This window comes from Cognaticolwellia beringensis, from assembly GCF_002076895.1.
Lineage (GTDB): Bacteria > Pseudomonadota > Gammaproteobacteria > Enterobacterales > Alteromonadaceae > Cognaticolwellia > Cognaticolwellia beringensis.
On the sequence record NZ_CP020465.1, the window covers coordinates 2799319 to 2817515 of the forward strand.

19 protein-coding genes are annotated in these 18197 nt (G+C 38.6%); 15 read left to right on the forward strand and 4 right to left on the reverse strand.

Going from position 1 to position 18197, the window contains the following annotated elements:
• Positions 1–20: 20 nt before the first annotated feature.
• Both B5D82_RS11915 and ygfZ read right to left on the reverse strand, forming a co-directional pair.
• Positions 21–509 carry an FKBP-type peptidyl-prolyl cis-trans isomerase gene (locus B5D82_RS11915; protein ID WP_081151792.1) on the reverse strand — a complete coding sequence of 163 codons (489 nt, stop codon included), beginning with the start codon at positions 507–509 and terminating at the stop codon, positions 21–23.
• Positions 510–517: 8 nt separating this feature from the next.
• On the reverse strand, positions 518–1483 hold the full coding sequence (gene ygfZ / locus B5D82_RS11920; protein ID WP_245807461.1) for a tRNA-modifying protein YgfZ: 966 nt from the start codon (positions 1481–1483) through the stop codon (positions 518–520).
• A gap of 197 nt (positions 1484–1680) precedes the next feature.
• Here ygfZ and B5D82_RS11925 point away from each other — a divergent pair, with 197 nt between their 5' ends.
• Positions 1681–1932: an FAD assembly factor SdhE gene (locus B5D82_RS11925; RefSeq protein ID WP_081151795.1), complete on the forward strand. Its 252-nt coding sequence runs from the start codon at positions 1681–1683 to the stop codon at positions 1930–1932.
• A gap of 163 nt (positions 1933–2095) precedes the next feature.
• Positions 2096–2365, forward strand: a complete 270-nt coding sequence (locus B5D82_RS11930; RefSeq protein ID WP_157673891.1) for a hypothetical protein — start codon at positions 2096–2098, stop codon at positions 2363–2365.
• A gap of 32 nt (positions 2366–2397) precedes the next feature.
• Here the strand turns inward: B5D82_RS11930 and nadB are convergent, their stop codons facing one another.
• Entirely contained in the window at positions 2398–3993 is a 1596-nt protein-coding gene (gene nadB, locus B5D82_RS11935; protein ID WP_081151798.1) for an L-aspartate oxidase, read from the reverse strand.
• Positions 3994–4213: 220 nt separating this feature from the next.
• Between nadB and rpoE the strand changes: the two genes are divergently transcribed.
• The 12 genes from rpoE (at position 4214) to B5D82_RS11995 (ending at position 13895) form a co-directional block, all read left to right on the forward strand.
• The gene (gene rpoE / locus B5D82_RS11940; protein ID WP_081151799.1) at positions 4214–4792 is read left to right on the forward strand and encodes an RNA polymerase sigma factor RpoE; all 579 of its coding nucleotides are present in this window, start codon (positions 4214–4216) and stop codon (positions 4790–4792) included.
• Between the two features lie 120 nt (positions 4793–4912).
• Positions 4913–5506, forward strand: a complete 594-nt coding sequence (locus B5D82_RS11945; protein ID WP_081151801.1) for a sigma-E factor negative regulatory protein — start codon at positions 4913–4915, stop codon at positions 5504–5506.
• Positions 5503–6465, forward strand: coding sequence for a MucB/RseB C-terminal domain-containing protein (locus tag B5D82_RS11950; protein ID WP_081151802.1), 963 nt, complete (start codon positions 5503–5505; stop codon positions 6463–6465). The genes B5D82_RS11945 and B5D82_RS11950 overlap by 4 nt, the downstream gene beginning before the upstream one ends.
• On the forward strand, positions 6462–6938 hold the full coding sequence (locus tag B5D82_RS11955) for a SoxR reducing system RseC family protein (RefSeq protein ID WP_081151804.1): 477 nt from the start codon (positions 6462–6464) through the stop codon (positions 6936–6938). Before B5D82_RS11950 ends, B5D82_RS11955 begins: the two co-directional genes overlap by 4 nt.
• 88 nt (positions 6939–7026) lie before the next feature.
• Positions 7027–8817, forward strand: a complete 1791-nt coding sequence (gene lepA / locus B5D82_RS11960) for a translation elongation factor 4 (protein WP_081151805.1) — start codon at positions 7027–7029, stop codon at positions 8815–8817.
• 73 nt (positions 8818–8890) lie between these two features.
• Positions 8891–9811 carry a signal peptidase I gene (gene lepB, locus B5D82_RS11965; RefSeq protein WP_081151807.1) on the forward strand — a complete coding sequence of 307 codons (921 nt, stop codon included), beginning with the start codon at positions 8891–8893 and terminating at the stop codon, positions 9809–9811.
• A 2-nt stretch (positions 9812–9813) separates the two neighbouring features.
• Positions 9814–10503: a ribonuclease III gene (rnc, locus tag B5D82_RS11970; protein ID WP_216628989.1), complete on the forward strand. Its 690-nt coding sequence runs from the start codon at positions 9814–9816 to the stop codon at positions 10501–10503.
• Between the two features lie 31 nt (positions 10504–10534).
• On the forward strand, positions 10535–11446 hold the full coding sequence (gene era / locus B5D82_RS11975) for a GTPase Era (RefSeq protein WP_081151809.1): 912 nt from the start codon (positions 10535–10537) through the stop codon (positions 11444–11446).
• A 194-nt stretch (positions 11447–11640) separates the two neighbouring features.
• Positions 11641–12327 (forward strand): DNA repair protein RecO, encoded by a 687-nt coding sequence (gene recO, locus B5D82_RS11980; RefSeq protein WP_081151810.1) that lies wholly within the window; start codon positions 11641–11643, stop codon positions 12325–12327.
• Between the two features lie 47 nt (positions 12328–12374).
• Positions 12375–13112 carry a pyridoxine 5'-phosphate synthase gene (pdxJ, locus tag B5D82_RS11985; RefSeq protein ID WP_081151812.1) on the forward strand — a complete coding sequence of 246 codons (738 nt, stop codon included), beginning with the start codon at positions 12375–12377 and terminating at the stop codon, positions 13110–13112.
• 24 nt (positions 13113–13136) lie between these two features.
• Positions 13137–13517: a holo-ACP synthase gene (gene acpS / locus B5D82_RS11990; RefSeq protein WP_081151814.1), complete on the forward strand. Its 381-nt coding sequence runs from the start codon at positions 13137–13139 to the stop codon at positions 13515–13517.
• 132 nt (positions 13518–13649) lie between these two features.
• Positions 13650–13895: a hypothetical protein gene (locus tag B5D82_RS11995; RefSeq protein ID WP_081151816.1), complete on the forward strand. Its 246-nt coding sequence runs from the start codon at positions 13650–13652 to the stop codon at positions 13893–13895.
• Between the two features lie 50 nt (positions 13896–13945).
• Here the strand turns inward: B5D82_RS11995 and barA are convergent, their stop codons facing one another.
• Positions 13946–16810 carry a two-component sensor histidine kinase BarA gene (gene barA, locus B5D82_RS12000; protein WP_245807462.1) on the reverse strand — a complete coding sequence of 955 codons (2865 nt, stop codon included), beginning with the start codon at positions 16808–16810 and terminating at the stop codon, positions 13946–13948.
• A 54-nt stretch (positions 16811–16864) separates the two neighbouring features.
• Between barA and rlmD the strand changes: the two genes are divergently transcribed.
• Positions 16865–18181, forward strand: a complete 1317-nt coding sequence (rlmD, locus tag B5D82_RS12005; protein WP_081151817.1) for a 23S rRNA (uracil(1939)-C(5))-methyltransferase RlmD — start codon at positions 16865–16867, stop codon at positions 18179–18181.
• Positions 18182–18197: the final 16 nt, after the last annotated feature.

Here is an 18197-nt window from a genome sequence, read left to right on the forward strand (position 1 = left end):
ACTAAAGCTAGAGTTAAAAATTAGTGACTATGACCACAACCGCCTTCACCATGGACATGACCATGTTCTAATTCTTCTTCAGTCGCCTCGCGAACTTCTAAAATCTCGACATCAAATTTCAAGTCGATACCTGCTAATGGGTGATTACCGTCAACCGTAATTTCGTCTTCTTGTGCGTCAATCACTATAACAGTTTGTTCGCCATCGTCAGTAGTGGCACGTAACTGACTGCCAACTTCCAAATCTTCAATACCAGCAAACATATCTTTTGGTACGGTTTGTACAAAACCATCTTCACGTTGACCATAAGCATTATCTGCACTAACTTCAACTTCGAATTTATCGCCTGCCTCGTGATCAACTAAAGCTTCTTCCAAGCCAGGAATAAGGTAATTAGAGCCTTGAATAATGGCCAATGGGCTGTGATCATATGAACTATCAATTAAGGTGTCTTCGCTATCAGATACCGCGTAATGCAGTACAACAACTTTGTTGTCGGTAATTTTCATATTATGTCCTATTCAATGTCTGTGTTTAATTTATAAGGTAAAGGTAAAAAGGATAAACTTGAGGTTTGTGCCTTAATTCTGAGTTCGGTAGCATCATCAATATCGTTAGCTAAAACGCCTTGAATATAGCACTGTTGATTACTTGCTTGATAAGTTGCTAATACGTCACCGGCTTTACGCCAATTTTCACCCAGTTTTTTCTCGATGATATCACCAACGCTAGCCACCATATCTTTGCCTGTAAGTGCAAATAGAGCGCGTTTATTTTTACCTAGATATTGCATACGTGCGACTGTTTCTTGACCTAAATAACAACCTTTAGTAAAGCTAATACCATCAATTGCTTGCAGGTTTAGCATTTGCGGTACATATTCCGCAACATACTGCTGAGATAATAGTGGGAAACCTGCTGTTATCTCGAGTAAATTCCAAACGGCATCGTTATATACAGGGCAATCTAATGTTGTCGTAAAGCTCGATAATTTCGCCGCATTATCAATAATAAGATAACGATCAATTTTGCCAGAAATGTAAACTAAGGTGGTATTATTTTCATGTACAACTGGCGATAGTGCGTCAGGTACTTGTTGAAATAACGCCGCCATTTTTACCGATGCTTGTTGGCCTGCAATAGCTAAATAAGACAATTCAGCGTCTTCGACGATTTCAACCTTTGCGAATACGCCAAACTTCTTTAATTCTGCTAATGATTGTGTGATCGAACTTATCGGCTGTATCAGGAAAAACTTATTGTCGCGCTCGATTAAACGAAAGGCAGAAAACACTTTTCCTTTAGCATTACAGTGAGCACCATTGAGTAACTTTTCATTCGTCAAGCTAGCTACGTCACAGGTTACTTGACCTTGGAGATATTTTATTTGTTCTTCACCGGCTAAAGTAATGGCGCCAATACTATTAAGGTTAATGGCAAATATTTCTGGTAATTCGTCATAACTTGGTAAGTTATTATTCATTATGTTCATCATCCACAATAATGCTGAAAAAAGGCTATTAACTTCATAAATGAGGACAATTATTCAAATTACAACCACATGTGCTACTTTTCTGCTACTTTAATACTACAAACCTCCCTAATATTATGATCAATTCGTGGCTATTTTAACTTTGGGTTTGTTAGAATACGACAATATTTTATTAATTAGGGTTATGTATGACATTAACAGACAATAAACCTCGGCTTCGCTGGGCTTGTCGACGCGGTATGCTAGAGTTAGATGTACTATTTATGCCATTTGTTGAAGAAGCGTACGATGAACTATCAATTGAAAATAAAGCAGTTTTTGAGCGTTTATTAGTGTGTCAAGACCCTGAGTTATTCGCATGGTTTATGGGGCACGAAACTTGTGAAGATAAAGAACTTAACGCCATGGTGCAACTTATATTACAGCGAGTTAAGGTATAATATTAAAATATCGCCTTCTGTGCATAGGGCGATATTTTACTTATTATTTTATGTTGGCTTTGGCTATATTACTTTAACGATTATTGTTGGTTTTAAACTTTGGTTTGGACTATTAATTGCGCTCGTATTCGTTTTGTTTATTTTTTTATTTCGGCAACTCCCTGTGCCAGTAATAAATAAATGGCTTAAGTTACTTACCCCAAGTGAAGACAAAAACGCCACGAGTTTTGTTTTATCAGATACTGGTGAATGCCAATTTACCGGGCAAGCAGCTCTGCAAATATCCGCGAATTCACAGATTAATTTGTGGGGTTATTGGTTAGTGTTTACACCGAAAAATTTTGCCATTACTAAACACTTTATTTTTAAAGATAGTTTGTCTAGTGAAGATCAGGCCCGTTTGGCCCGCAGCATAATGCGGGTGCAAAGGTAATCTAAGCAAAAGTCATCAAATAATCCTAAAACTTATAAAGGATTAAGAATCGTTATTTCCGCTTTGGGCAACAGGTCCGGATAATCGAGCGTATAATGCAAGCCTCGACTTTCTTTGCGATTTAACGCTGACCTTATGATCAATTCAGCCACTTGCACTAAATTACGTAATTCTAATAAGTTATTACTGACTCTAAAATTGCAATAATACTCTTCAATTTCACTTTGTAATAATTCAACTCGATGCAAGGCTCGCTCTAAGCGCTTTGTCGTTCTAACAATGCCTACAAAATCCCACATAAATAATCGCAATTCGTGCCAGTTATGTTGTATAACGACTTCTTCATCAGAATCGGTTACACGGCTTTCATCCCAAGGCGGTAGCTGTATAGATGGTTTTGTCAGGTCAAGATTTTTTTCGATATCAATGGCCGCAGCTCTTGCAAATACCAGACATTCTAGTAGTGAATTACTTGCCATACGATTAGCGCCATGTAGTCCGGTATAAGCAACTTCTCCGATAGCATATAAGTTTTCAATATCGGTTTGACCCTGTTGATTAATCATAACACCACCACAAGTATAATGAGCCGCTGGAACAACAGGCATAGGTTGTTTGGTAATGTCGATACCTAGGGCTAATGTGCGTTCATAAATTGTCGGAAAATGCTGCTTAATAAAGTCACTTGATTTGTGGCTGATATCTAAATACATGCAATCTGCACCGAGGCGCTTCATTTCGAAATCAATCGCGCGGGCAACAATATCACGTGGCGCTAATTCAGCGCGCTCATCAAAGCTGGGCATAAATCGACTGCCATCAGGGCGAAGTAATATTGCGCCTTCGCCTCTTAGTGCTTCGGTTAATAAAAACGTACCGGCTTCAGGATGAAATAAGCAAGTAGGATGAAACTGATTAAATTCCATATTGGCGACGCGACAACCGGCGCGCCATGCCATGGCAATGCCATCGCCACTCGCAACATCTGGATTTGAAGTATATTGATAGACTTTACTGGCACCGCCTGTTGCTAGAATAATCTTTTTAGCAAAAACACGTTCGACTTGTTCATCATTACGGTTCCAAACATAAGAGCCTATGCATTCACGCTTACTTACTTGGTTTTCTTGGTAAACCAAATCAATAGCGTTATATCGTTCAAAAACCCGAATACGACTATGGTTCTTAACTTGCGATACCAGTGTGGTTTGTATCGCTTGACCCGTAGCATCAGCAGAGTGCAAAATTCTCCGGTGACTATGACCGCCTTCTCGGGTTAAGTGGTAGCGAATATCACCATTGGCAGCAGGAGTATCTTTATCAAAATTTACTCCTTTATCAATCAACCATTCTAAACAATCTTTAGCGTTTTCAGCGGTATACTGCACCGCAGCTTCGTCGCATAAGCCTGCACCTGCAATTAAAGTATCAGTAACATGCGATGCAATACTGTCATTTTCATCGAATACTGCTGCTATGCCGCCTTGCGCATAAAACGTTGAACCATCGTTAATTTGGCCTTTACTTAGGATGATCACGTCGGCATTTTTAGCAAGATGCAAAGCAAGCGTTAGTCCTGCTGCACCACTACCGATAATTAAAACGTCACAATTGTGTTGTTGATTCATATATTCTTGAAATTAATGTACAATAATTGATAACTCAATATTAGCTTTTATTGTAGTTACAGAACAGCATAAAACTATTTTTATAAATAAATTTTAATTTTTTTCAATATTTATCGAACTTTTTAACACAAGGCTAGTCCTACTTGTTGCGTTTGCTATGAGCCAGATGTAAACCAGATGTAGATAAGTTAAATAATGGTGAGTAGGAGATACGGCTCAAATGAGCGAACAGAACGTTGACCAAAAGTTGGTTGAGCGGGTGCAACGTGGTGATAAAAACGCATTCAACCTGCTGGTAATTAAATATCAACATAAATTAGCAAACTTGGTGTCGCGCTATGTTAAAAATCATAGTGATGTACCAGATGTAGTGCAAGAAGCATTTATTAAAGCTTATCGAGCTTTACCTAATTTTAGAGGTGATAGTGCTTTTTATACTTGGTTATATCGCATAGCAGTGAATTGTGCGAAAAACCATTTAGTTGCCGGAGGTCGTAAACCTCCTGGCTCAGATATTGAAATTGAAGATGCAGAAATGTATGACTCTGGTGAAGCCTTACGTGAAAATGCTTCACCAGAAAAATTATTACTGACTAATGAAATAAAAGAAGTTGTGTTTAAGACTATAGAGCAATTGCCGGAAGATTTGCGCACAGCGATCAACCTAAGAGAGCTAGAAGGCTTAAGTTACGAAGAAATTGCAACGGTTATGGACTGTCCTGTTGGTACGGTGCGTTCGAGAATATTTAGGGCGCGTGATGCGGTAGATAAAAAAATCAGACCATTATTGCAACAGTAACAAGTAAAATAGTAATTAAAGTAGTAATTAAAGTAGTAATAGTAAATATAGTATTATTTGACAAAAGTTTGTTTTTTTTGTTGAGTAGTTAATGAAGTGTTAGAATTCTAAGGTGTCTTTATGAGTGAAAATAAGTTTGAGACAGTATCGTCGATTGTTGATAATTATCAGCAAAATGATGAAATATTTGAGGAAATGCTCAATGACTCACACTTGTCAGCGACATGGCAACGTTACCATTTAATGGGTGATGTAATGCGCGGTGAAACTTCTGATGTTATTAATCTTGATCTATCGTCGAAAATAGCCGAAGCGATTGCAGATGAACCAACGATTTTAGCGCCTCGTGCTAGCAATAATTTAGCTGGAAAACTAAAAGCGAAAGTAGTGCAGTTTGCTAAACCATTTGGGCAAATGGCTATTGCTGCATCAGCGGCTGGTCTTATGGTGATGGGTGTACAACAAAATACTGCCGATACCGATGCTTTGTTACCCGCGAGCCAAGTAGTGAAAACGATGCCATTTGGTGGCATTGCAGAACCGGTAAGTTTAAATTTTCAGCAAACTAGCCGCACTAGCGAAAAACAAGCATTTATTGAACAGCAAAGACGTTTTCAAGCGCTATTATCCGATCATCAACTCCAAGTAAAATTAAGTTCAGTTGATGTGAAAAACACTGCCCAACAAGATAAGGCTGAAGAATCAGCTAAATGAAATTAATATCTAGTCTGCTGCTATTGGTTACCATTAGCACATCAGTAGCGGCCAATGAAAACGAACCAGCCGAACCTTGGCTTGATCGCCTCGCCAATTCTTTACAAAAACTTAACTTTAGTACTTCTTTTGTTGTCGTGAAAAATAACCAGGCTGAGCCTTATCACTGGTTTCATGGCGTCGATGAAAGCGGCAACGAATTAGAAATTCTTTCTTTGCTAAATGGACCGCGAAGAGATGTACTTCGAAAGCATGATGTTGTCAGTTATATTGAGCCAGAGTTACCTCCTTATTCAGTCTCTTCACAACAAATAACGGGTCCTATTCCTGCTGTTTTACGTGAAGGTGCAACTCAACTTGCTCAAACCTACGATTTTCTTTCTGTTGGACGAAGCCGCGTTTTGGGACGTCCTGCGCAATTAATTCGTATTGTATCTAAAGATGTCTATCGTTATGGGCATTGGCTGTGGTTAGACCAAAAAACCGGTATGTTATTAAAACTCGCCTTGGCTAATCGTACTGGGCAATTATTAGAGCAAATACAGTTTACCCATTTAGATATTACGCCTGATTTAAGTGAAAGCTTACTGCAATTAGAACAAACAACACTACCGGCCGTTATTGAAATCCCAGCAGGGTATCAAGAACAGGCCTTACAATGGCAAGTTAAATGGTTGCCTGAAGGTTTTCAACGACTAAACGCTAATCGTCATCGTATGTCTGCGACTAAAAAACCTGTTGAGTTTATGCTTTTTAATGATGGTTTAGTCGATGTTTCAGTTTATGTAAACCAGAGTGAAGAGAGGCAACGTGCAACCGATTATGTTATGGATGGTGCAACAGTTGTGTTGAATCAAGTGGTGAATGGTTTTGAAGTGAGCGTTGTGGGTAAAATACCAGCGAAAACGGCAAAAGCAATAGCTGACTCTGTTGTTTTAACGCCTAAGGTCACCCCATGATAGAAGAACAAGCCACCGTTGTCGCAATTGATCATGACAATGTCACCGTGACCAGTTTGATAAAATCGGCTTGTGGTGGTTGTCAGCAAGTAGATAACTGTGGCAGTGGTCAGGTGGCAAAAGCTTTTCCGCAAAAAAAATTGTCGTTAACCTTAAAATCATCATTAGCGCTAGAACTCGGCGACAATGTTGTTTTAGGGTTGAATGAAAGCGCACTTTTACAATCAGCATGGCAAGTGTATTTATGGCCTATATTAGGTTTGCTCATGGCTTCTTGGCTTGGACAATGGCTTGTTATTAATACTATTCTACCACATGAGATTTTCGCAATTATATTCGGAATTCTGGGTGGTTTCGGTGGTTTTACTTTAGCTAAAAGACAGCAAATTAAAAGTGCAACATGTGCAAAACTCGCCCCTAAAATTATTCGTCGAGAAAACCAAAACATCATGATTACAGAAATCACTGATTGAATCGCAACAAAAGATAGCCCCAGAGCGCTAAATTAGCTAAAATCTCGCCATTATTGAATTAACTACAAGCTTATTTGACTTTCCATTTATGAAACATATTCGAAATTTTTCTATTATCGCCCATATTGATCACGGTAAATCAACGCTATCAGATCGCCTAATACAACATTGTGGTGGTCTACAAGAACGTGAGATGGAAGCCCAAGTACTTGATTCTATGGATATTGAGCGCGAACGTGGTATTACCATTAAAGCGCAAAGTGTTACCTTGGACTATAAAGCGAAAAACGGTGAAGTGTACCAACTTAACTTTATCGATACGCCTGGTCACGTTGATTTCTCTTATGAAGTGTCCCGTTCATTAGCTTCTTGTGAAGGTGCTTTACTGGTGGTTGACGCTGGTCAAGGTGTTGAAGCTCAAACAGTTGCAAACTGTTACACCGCACTTGAAATGGACTTGGAAGTTATTCCAATCTTAAATAAAATCGATTTGCCACAAGCCGATCCAGAGCGTGTCAGTGAAGAAATTGAAGATATTATCGGTATCGATGCTACCGGCGCAGTTACATGTTCTGCAAAAACGGGTTTAGGTATTGAGGATGTTTTAGAAACGATTGTTGAAAATATTCCTGCGCCAGAAGGTGACCCCGATGCGCCACTACAAGCACTTATTATCGACTCGTGGTTTGATAATTACCAAGGCGTAGTGTCATTGGTTCGAATTATGAATGGCCAAGTTAAAAAAGGCGATAAAATGGTGGTTATGTCGACAGGACAAAACCATATAATCGACAAGGTTGGTATTTTTACGCCTAAACAAAAAGACACAGGCATATTAAAAGCTGGTGAAGTAGGCTTTATTATTGCGGGTATTAAAGAGATTCATGGTGCACCGGTAGGTGACACTATTACTATCTTTAAAAAAGAAGCTGATAAGGCTTTACCAGGCTTTAAAAAGGTTCAGCCGCAAGTTTACGCCGGTATTTTCCCGATCAGTTCAGATGATTACGAAAACTTCCGAGACGCTTTGAATAAACTTAGCTTAAATGATGCATCGTTATTTTTTGAACCTGAAAACTCATCTGCATTAGGTTTTGGTTTCCGTATTGGTTTCTTGGGCATGTTGCACATGGAAATTGTCCAAGAGCGTCTTGCGCGTGAATACGACCTTGATCTAATCACGACAGCCCCGACCGTAAATTACGAAATTGCTTGTACCAACGGTGATGTCATTTCTATTGATAACCCTAGCGACTTACCGGCAACGAATAATATTGAAGAAATTCGTGAGCCAATAGTGCAAGCGAATATTTTGGTACCTCAAGAGCATTTAGGTAATGTTATTACCTTGTGTATAGAAAAACGTGGTGTGCAAAAAGATATTATTTATCACGGTAATCAAGTCGCGGTAACTTATGAATTACCCATGGCCGAAGTGGTCATGGACTTCTTTGATAAATTAAAGTCGACCAGTCGCGGTTATGCTTCATTAGATTATCACTTTGTTCGTTTTGAAGCAGCAGACATGGTACGTGTTGATGTTATGATCAACGGTGATAGAGTTGATGCCTTAGCCATGATCACGCATCGCGCAAACTCAGTTGCCCGTGGTCGTATGTTGGTTGAAAAACTAAAAGAACTGATTCATCGTCAAATGTTTGATATCGCTATTCAAGCGGCCATTGGTAACAATGTTATCGCTCGTACTACGGTCAAACAGCTTCGTAAAAACGTAACCGCAAAATGTTATGGTGGTGATATTTCTCGTAAGAAAAAATTACTACAGAAACAAAAAGATGGTAAGAAACGTATGAAGCAAGTAGGTAATGTAGAAGTGCCACAAGAAGCGTTTTTAGCCGTGCTTAAATTAGATAAATAATTATCTAATTTGACTCATTAACAAGCAGTACACTTAATGAGTCAAATTAGTATTACTAAAAGACAGGAATAATATGGCAGTTTACTTTTCAATATTTTTAGTCATTGTTACCGCAATTACCGGTATTATTTGGCTAGCTGATAAATTTTATTTAGCGCCGCAAAGACAGTTAAAACTGGCGGCTACGCAAGCACAATGCGAGGGAGAGTTAAGCGACGACGTTGTTGATAAAATTCTTGATGCGCCTTACTTTATTGATACACCTGTGCAAATTTTCCCCGTTATTGCTTTTGTATTGATATTACGCTCATTTATTTACGAACCGTTTCAAATACCGTCTGGCTCTATGATGCCAACATTACTTGATGGCGACTTTATTTTAGTTAATAAATTTAACTATGGTTTACGCGATCCTGTCTTACGTAACAAGTTTATTGAAGTTGGCTTACCTGAGCGGGGTGATGTGGTGGTATTCAAATATCCACAAAACCCACAAATTGATTACATTAAACGCGTGGTCGGTTTACCGGGTGATAGAGTCATTTATAAAAATAAAATTTTATACATCAAACCTGCATGTTTACCTTCAGACGAAAAATGTCCAGATTTTGAACAAGTAGAACAAACATTTAAAAATAAAACTGATTATAACGATCAAGGCATGCCATTAACACGTTACACCTCAACTATGGGTGAGAAAACTCACGACTTACTAGTTAATGAACAAATACTGCCGCGTATACAGCATTATTTCAAGCAAGGTGGTACACAAGCGAATGAGTTTGCTGTCCCTCAAGGGCATTACTTTGTGATGGGCGATAATCGCGATAATAGCTTAGATGGTCGCTTTTGGGGCTTTGTTCCTGAAGAAAACTTAGTCGGTGAGGCGGTTGCTATCTGGATGAGTTTTGATTTTGATCGTGAACCTGATAGCTTCTTACCTCGTTGGATACCAACAAGCGTGCGTTTTTCTCGAATTGGTGGAATTGAATAACTGTGTTACATACTCCTGCCGCTATCACACGGCTATCAAAAAAAATCGGCTATAGTTTTGAAGAGCCAAAATTATTATTACAAGCGCTAACGCACCGAAGTGCTAAAGGTGCGCATAATGAGCGTTTAGAGTTTTTAGGTGATTCTATTTTAGGTTTTGTTATTGCCGAATCTTTATATCAAAAATTTCCAAAACAAGCCGAAGGTGACTTAACACGCATGCGGTCAAGTCTGGTTAGAGGCGTAACTTTAGCTGAGGTTGGTCGCGCGTTTGATTTAGGACAATACTTAATTTTAGGGCCAGGTGAGCTAAAAAGTGGTGGTCATCGAAGAGATTCGATTCTAGAAGACGCCATTGAAGCTATCATAGGTGCGGTTTATTTAGACTCAGACTTGCCAACTTGTCAGGCACTTATTCTCAGCTGGTTTGAAAAGCGCTTAACCGATATCAAACCCGGTAATGAACAAAAAGACCCAAAGACACGTTTACAAGAATACTTGCAAGGACGAAAAATTCCTTTGCCACAATATGATGTAATTAACACCACGGGGCAATCACATAATCAGCAGTTCACTGTGCGTTGTACAACAAGCGTGCTTGAGAATGAAGTGATTACTAAAGGCAGTAGCCGACGTAAAGCTGAGCAATCAGCCGCTTTGCAGGTTTTAGCATTAATCGAACAAGTTAAATAACTTGTTTGACAATTAAGTTGATAATTTAATCATGACTAAAGAACAAAATCATTGCGGTCTTATTGCCATTGTTGGCCGTCCAAATGTTGGTAAATCTACATTACTGAATACTTTACTTGGCCAAAAAGTCAGTATTACGTCACGTAAACCACAAACGACCCGACACCGCATATTAGGCATTTTAACTGAGGGCAATAATCAAGCTGTTTTAGTTGATACCCCAGGTCTTCACTCAGAAGAAAAACGTGCGATTAACCGTTTGATGAACCGTGCAGCCAGTAGTACCTTAGCAGAAGTTGAAACCGTGGTGTTTTTAGTGGAAGGTACTCATTGGACAACGGATGATGAAATGGTACTGACAAAAATTAAAAATAGTGGTGCGCCTTGTGTATTAGTGGTTAATAAAATTGATAATATACAGGATAGAGACACTTTACTGCCGCATTTACAGAAGCTGGGTGCCATGCATGACTTCGCTGATATTGTGCCGATTTCAGCGAGTAAAGGTGAAAACGTTAATGCTATCAAGAAGATTTGCTTCAATGCATTACCAGAGGGTGACTTTTGGTTCCCTGAAGACTATATAACTGATCGCTCAAGTCGATTTATGGCCTCTGAGATTGTTCGTGAAAAGTTAATTCGCTTTACGGGCGATGAATTACCTTATTCAACCACTGTTGAAATAGAACAGTTTAAGATTGACGATAAAGGTATTTTGCATATAAACGCGCTAATATTGGTGGAAAGAACAACTCAAAAACGTATGGTTATTGGTAACAAAGGCGAGAAACTGAAAGTCATTGGCCAAGAAGCTAGGCGAGATATGGAAAATCTATTTGAACGGAAAGTCTTTTTAGAAACTTGGGTTAAGGTTAAGTCCGGCTGGGCAGATGACGAACGCGCTTTAAGAAGCTTAGGCTACGGCGATGATTACTCGGGTTAGTTTGTTAGATTTTCGACTTGTTATTTTTTACATCGTTAATCTTAAGGCTTAGCCTATATAATACCAAGTTGATTAATCAAATTGGTACAAAAATAGGGGCTTTCGTTTGATCAGGAACAAAGCACCTATTTTCATTTATCTTCAAATCCTCACTAAGTGATCAGTTATAACAATTGAACTAACTTGGAATGTAGATGCAAGAAATTACCCAGTCAGCTTTTGTTCTTCATACTCGACCTTATCGAGAAAATCAGCTGTTAGTTGATTTGTTAACTGAGCACGATGGTAAGCTGGCGGCGTTAAGTTATGTCGGCCACTCAACAAAATCGAGTCGTAAGGCGTTACTACAGCCTTTTTTACCGATTAACGTTACCTTAAAGGGGCAGCAAAGCCTAAAAAGCTTGATTCGTGTAGAGCCGATTGGAAAATCTTTTCTTTTAAAAAAAAATGCTTTATTCAGTGCGTTTTATATTAATGAATTATTGGTTAAATTACTTGGCGAAAATATTGCCTGTGACGAGCTTTTTCAACAATATATAATTTGCTTAAAGTCTTTAACTGAAGCGAGTAATATTGAAATTTGTTTACGTGAATTTGAATTGACGCTAATGGAAGAGTTGGGTATTTCTTTTGATTTTTCATTAGTATTTGAGCATAGTGCTGAGGGCTTCTATTACCTTCCAGATGAAGGCTTTATCCCAGCCTATACAAAGTTAAAGCAGCCTTGTTATGACCGACTGCATCTGCAAGCTATTGCACAGCAGGACTTATCGACGCCAGCAGTACTTATTACATTTAAAAATTTGATGAGACAGGTCATTAATCACTTACTCAATGGCGTACCTCTGAATAGCCGAAAATTATTTAGTAAGAAAGCATAACGAAATTTAAACGTTAAAATATAAATTAGATATAATTAGGATTGAATATGAAAGATATTTTATTAGGCGTAAACGTAGACCATATTGCCACCTTACGACAAGCGCGGGGTACTAACTATCCTGATCCAGTCTATGCGGCGTCTGTTGCAGAACATGCAGGAGCGGATGGTATTACTGTGCATTTACGTGAAGATCGTCGTCATATCCAAGACAGAGATATTTATGTATTAAAAGAAACATTACATACGCGTATGAATTTTGAAATGGCTGTTACCGATGAAATGTTGGATATTGCCTGTGATGTAAAACCGGTGTTTTGTTGTTTAGTACCAGAAAAACGAGAAGAATTAACCACTGAAGGTGGTTTAGATGTTGCTAGTCAGCAAGATAAAATTAATGCTGCAGTAGCTAGATTGGCTGACGCAGGGATACAAACTAGCTTATTTATAGATGCAGACAAAAAACAAATTGATGCTGCGCTGATCAGTAAAGCAACTTATATCGAAATTCACACTGGGCAATATGCCGAAGCAAAAAATGAAGTAGAGCAACAACAAGAGCTCGCACGCTTAGTTGAAGGTATTGAGTATGCGCATGCTTTAGGTTTAAAAGTTAATGCAGGTCATGGACTTAATTACTTCAACGTGAAGCCAATAGCAGCAATACCTGAAATAATTGAGCTCAATATTGGCCATGCCATTATTGCCCGTGCGGTAATTGATGGTTTAGATAAAGCCATTCGCGATATGAAACGTTTAATGCTTGAAGCGCGTGGATTAGCGTAACTTAGCTCTGCAGAGGATTAAAATTTGTCGGTTGTGGGAATTGGTACTGATATAGTTGATATTCGCCGTATCGCTAAAATGTCTGAAAATGCTCAGCAGCGTCTAGCAAAGCGGGTTTTAACAACTCAAGAATACCAACACTATTTAACGCTAAAGCAGCCTGAGCGTTTTCTTGCAAAGCGCTGGGCTGGGAAAGAAGCTGCGGCTAAAGCACTAGGTACCGGTATTGCTAATGGAGTATCATTCCAACATTTTGATATCGTATCGCTTGTATCTGGACAACCGACTCTTGTGTTAAGTTCAAGGGCGTTAACGCTAGCCGAAAGCTTAGGGGCCAATACATGGCATATATCGCTTTCTGATGAGGTGAAATATGCAACAGCCTTTGTCATATTATCAAAATAGTTAACCACAACAGCATGATATGTAGCGGTCTTTAATAACGCTAAAAAATTATGACCTAGCAATAATATATGTTCTATACTTGAATGAAGCTGATTGAATTTTTAATCCGCAGTTGTAGAGTTGGGAGTTGTTATGCAGACACAAAAATATCCTATTGTAGATAGGCGTCAAGAACCACCAGAGCAATCAATATGGTGGTCTAAGCTCTCGTTGGCGCAAAAATTCTCTGCTAGTAGTTTAGGTAAGTTTGGCTATGAACTAAGTTTTGTGCGTAACGAGCAAGGGCACAGTCTAGCGGTGTTAATGTGTAACTCAGGCGTTGCAGTGATCACCGAAGATGGGGACATTAATACTTCACCAGATATAAAAGTACGTTAATTTTATAAACTTTTTCTCTAAAAAATTGACTTCAAATTTTACGTTTTATACTATATTTTTTTGATGAATTCTTCTGCATCATTTAGTACCAAATCGATTTGCTCAAAAAACTCAAAAAATTCCGGCTGTAAGTCATCTAAGCCAATACCTCTTTTTAATTCCGTTTCAAGCTCATGAGTTACTTTCCCTAGACTGGGTACACCAGAATAGCAGCAAGCTCCATTAAGTTTATGTATTAACACTTTTAGTTGTTCAATATCTTGCGAGATAAGTGCTTCAGAAATATTTGCTTTGGTTTCTGGCAAGCTATTAACCAAGCCAATAAACATGTCTTTGGCTAAGGGTTTTTTATGTCCGGCTCGTTGTAATGCGAGTTTCCAGTCAATAATTTGTGGTCTAGAGCTGATAACAACAGGCCCCGGTAGCGGTACAATAAGTTCTGGACGACTAGCGAGCAATGTCGAATCACAATACTCATAAATACTATGGTGAAGCATGCCTTCATCAATAGGCTTTGTAATAAATGAGTTGAAGCCATTGTCGAGTAATTTATCTTTTTCTTCTCCGAAGACGTGTGCGGTCACAGCGATTATTGGCGTGTGCTCATTAAGTGTTTGTTGACGAATAATAGACAGGGCAGAAATACCGTCTAGAACAGGCATCTGTATATCCATGAAAATAAGTGCAAATTTTTCATTGCGGCATAAATCTACCGCTTTAGCACCGTCGGTAGCTGTGGTGACATCATTTACTTGTTCGAGTAGTAATTCTTTTATCAATTTTAAATTGGCTTCATTGTCATCTACTGCTAGCACTTTTATCGGCACTTTTTGATCTGAGATTTCAATTAAATTATTACTTTCTGAAGTTAATGTTGGAACAAGTGTTTTGCTTAGGCGCTGCATAGTTATTGGTTTACTAATACAAGTTTTAGCGCCGCTTGAAATTAGAGCTTCATGTAAACTAGGAGAATTACTGTTAATGGCGAGATGAATTGAAGGAATAATGTCTTTGAGGGCAAAGATAAATTCTTTTACGTCATTTAGAGCTGATGGCGTAACGTCATGTCCTATAAGGGCAAAGTCGAAAGAGGCTAGCATTTTCTTATTTGAAAGCAGAAGATCCATTTCACTACGTTGACTAATACATGTGGTTTTCATTTTCCAACCAGCTAATATTTCACTTGTTGCTAAATGGCTAGCGGCATGAGGCTCATAATATAATATTGACTTACCACAGAGACTCTCTGGGGCTGGTAACTGTACAGTGGGTATTGTGTTTAACTCACACTGGAATGTGAACCAAAAGGTTGAACCTTGGCTTTCTATACTTTCAAAGCCAATGTTACCCTGCATTTCTGAGACTAAACGCTGTGATATAACTAACCCTAAACCGGTTCCTCCATAAATGCGGGTAACACTTTTATCTCCTTGGCCAAAGGCTTCGAATATTGAGTTTTGTTGCTGGCTGTGAATACCAATACCCGTATCTTGGACTGTAACTCTAATTCTATAAAGGTTATTGCCAATAACATTGCCTTCAAGGTTGATGTCTACCGAACCCTTATCAGTAAACTTAATGGCATTACTGGCTAAATTAACCATCACTTGTTTGATCCGCATAGCGTCTCCAATAAGAGAGTCAGGTAACTGGGGGCTAACGCGTAATGATAATTCTATATGCTTTTTATGGGCACTAGGTGCTAGTAAAGTTAGAGTTTCTTCGATGGATTCACGAATGGAAAATGGAATGTTTTCAATGATCATTTTACCCGCGTCAAGTTTAGAAAAGTCTAAAATATCATTAATAATAGATAACAAGCTGGCAGCTGAACGTTCAATTGTTTGTAAATGATCGCGCTGCGTATCGCTTAAGGGGGTTTTTAATACTTGTCTGGTAAAGCCAATAACGCCATTTAGAGGTGTGCGTAACTCATGGCTCATATTGGCTAAAAATTCAGACTTTACCTTGTTGGCATCTTGAGCTTTGCGTTTTGCGATATCTAACTCAACGTTTTGAATTTCAAACTGCTCTAAACTTTCACGTAAATCTATCGTGGCTTGGTCAATACTTCGTTGCATCTCATCTTGATAATCCCCTAAAGATTGAGCCATGGCATTAACACCATTTTTTAGGAAGTTAAGCTCGCCGACAAGTTGACCGCTAATTCGGCTTTCGATTTTACCCTCTCTAATACGATCGATAGCCAGTACCATAGATGATATTGGACGGGTTACACTATTAATGAGTTTATATGCAAACAGCGCACTGATGATAAAGCCAGCGAGTAGAATAAAAAATACAGTTATTAATAGCTGTTGCTGAGCATACTTAATCGTACTCTTGTCTATTTGTATAGCGATATAACCAATTATATTCATGTCTAAGGCAGAGTTAGTGTTTTGTGTCGTAAACTCGTCAATTATAGGGGCACGATATATAAGGTAGTCATCATAGTCGTCATATTGAATTCTTTTAGGCAAATTTTGCCCCGCTTTAATTCGCAATGTATGAGTGTCACCGTGATAAGCGCTAGTGACAAAAATTTGGTTGTCTTTGGTAAATATGGCAATGCTTTTAATAATGTCAGACTGACTACGGTGACTGAACCCTATTAAGCTTCTTAAGCTGTTTCTTTTTTTCTCTAATAGTGGTTCGGCACTGCTGATGGCAAGAGGAGATATTATGCTAGTGGCACGTTGATATATAAACTGATCGAGTTCGCTATAGCGACTATAGGATAAGTAGCCAGCAACAAGTAAACTGATTATGGTCGTCGGAACGATCGTAAGTAAAATCACCCAATCTTTCAGGCTTATTTTATGCATTTTTTGCTGAACTTTAGTGTGAAATATTTGGGTGAATAACGCTATAATGGCACAATTGTGACTAATACCAAATAGATAATCGTTCACTATGGCAGCTAATAGACAATTTATGCTGCTCTTTGATGGCAAACTAAGATAGCTATGGCAAATTTTTTTAAAGCAAGCCCCAAAAAAACGCAAGTTCAACAACAATTGACTGTTCACGTTAGTCACCTTGATCAACAAGGCTGCGGCGTCGCTTTTCAGGGTAAAAAACCAATTTTCATTGAAGGTGCGCTGCCTAATGAAACATTAGAAGTTAAGCTGTATGAGCAAAAAAGTAAGTTCTCAAAAGCAAAGTTATTACAAATTATAACGGCTAGTCCTAATCGCGCAGAAGTTAAGTGCCGTCATTATTTTCAGTGTGGTGGTTGTAACTTACAACACATGGACTATCAGTCGCAGCTAAGTTATAAGCAAGATAAAATAACGAAATTATTTTCTCGCCAAGCGCTCAATGAACCTATGCCGTGGCAAAACCCTATTGTGAGTGAACCATGGCACTATCGCCGCAAAGCAAGAATTGGCGTGCAATATAATAAACGTGGAGAACCCATTGTTGGTTTCCGCCAGCGTGAGAGTAGTCATTTAACTGAAATTAAATCTTGTCCAGTACTTGTTGAAGCATTTAATAATATATTTCCTGAACTAAAAGATATTTTAGCAAAAGTGTCAGGGAAAAATGCAATCGGTCACATTGAGATTATTGCCGCCAATGTCAATGTGGTTTTGGTGCGCCAATTAGTTAAACTGACTGCAAAAGATAAACAGCTTTGGATGAACTTTGCTAGTAAAAATGACTGGTTAGTTTACTTTGACGACGGTAAAAGCGTGACTCCTTTGATGGAAGATAAAACATTATCTTATACATTAACTGATACAATAAAAATTGAATTCTCTGTCGATAGCTTTATCCAAGTAAATCATCTCGTCAATAATAAAATGGTTGAGCAAGCCCAAGCATGGCTTATGCTAAATGAAAGCGATGTTGTACTAGATCTATTTTGTGGTTTAGGTAATTTTAGTTTACCGATGGCTCAAAAAGTATCGACTGTTGTTGGCATCGAGGGTATTGCGTCTATGGTCGATAAGGCACAAGCAAATGCCCAAAAAAATGGCATAAGTAATTGTCAATTTTACCAAGCTGATTTAAACAGTGATTGGCAAAATGAACTTTGGGCGCAGCAGAAATATACCAAGATACTACTGGATCCCGCTAGGGCTGGAGCGTATCAAGCGCTAACGCAATTATTGACTTTTAAAGTTAGCAAGATACTTTATGTTAGCTGCGATCCTGCATCCTTGGCTCGTGATGCAAAATTGCTTATTGATCATGGTTATAAAATAGAAAAAATTGCCTTAATGGACATGTTTTCGCAAACAAAGCATGTTGAAACTATGGTAATGTTTAGCTTATAAGTGTTGGCGGGAAATT

What these genes read in the sequence shown, in the direction of transcription:
- B5D82_RS11950 (WP_081151802.1), top strand. Translation starts at nt 5,503, where the DNA reads ATGAAATTAATATCTAGTCTGCTGCTATTGGTTACCATTAGCACATCA.
- B5D82_RS11945 (WP_081151801.1), top strand. Translation starts at nt 4,913, where the DNA reads ATGAGTGAAAATAAGTTTGAGACAGTATCGTCGATTGTTGATAATTAT.
- B5D82_RS11925 (WP_081151795.1), top strand. Translation starts at nt 1,681, where the DNA reads ATGACATTAACAGACAATAAACCTCGGCTTCGCTGGGCTTGTCGACGC.
- B5D82_RS11915 (WP_081151792.1), bottom strand. Translation starts at nt 509, where the DNA reads ATGAAAATTACCGACAACAAAGTTGTTGTACTGCATTACGCGGTATCT.
- era (WP_081151809.1), top strand. Translation starts at nt 10,535, where the DNA reads ATGACTAAAGAACAAAATCATTGCGGTCTTATTGCCATTGTTGGCCGT.
- rlmD (WP_081151817.1), top strand. Translation starts at nt 16,865, where the DNA reads ATGGCAAATTTTTTTAAAGCAAGCCCCAAAAAAACGCAAGTTCAACAA.
- pdxJ (WP_081151812.1), top strand. Translation starts at nt 12,375, where the DNA reads ATGAAAGATATTTTATTAGGCGTAAACGTAGACCATATTGCCACCTTA.
- lepA (WP_081151805.1), top strand. Translation starts at nt 7,027, where the DNA reads ATGAAACATATTCGAAATTTTTCTATTATCGCCCATATTGATCACGGT.
- ygfZ (WP_245807461.1), bottom strand. Translation starts at nt 1,483, where the DNA reads ATGAATAATAACTTACCAAGTTATGACGAATTACCAGAAATATTTGCC.
- rpoE (WP_081151799.1), top strand. Translation starts at nt 4,214, where the DNA reads ATGAGCGAACAGAACGTTGACCAAAAGTTGGTTGAGCGGGTGCAACGT.
- B5D82_RS11955 (WP_081151804.1), top strand. Translation starts at nt 6,462, where the DNA reads ATGATAGAAGAACAAGCCACCGTTGTCGCAATTGATCATGACAATGTC.
- nadB (WP_081151798.1), bottom strand. Translation starts at nt 3,993, where the DNA reads ATGAATCAACAACACAATTGTGACGTTTTAATTATCGGTAGTGGTGCA.
- recO (WP_081151810.1), top strand. Translation starts at nt 11,641, where the DNA reads ATGCAAGAAATTACCCAGTCAGCTTTTGTTCTTCATACTCGACCTTAT.
- B5D82_RS11995 (WP_081151816.1), top strand. Translation starts at nt 13,650, where the DNA reads ATGCAGACACAAAAATATCCTATTGTAGATAGGCGTCAAGAACCACCA.
- lepB (WP_081151807.1), top strand. Translation starts at nt 8,891, where the DNA reads ATGGCAGTTTACTTTTCAATATTTTTAGTCATTGTTACCGCAATTACC.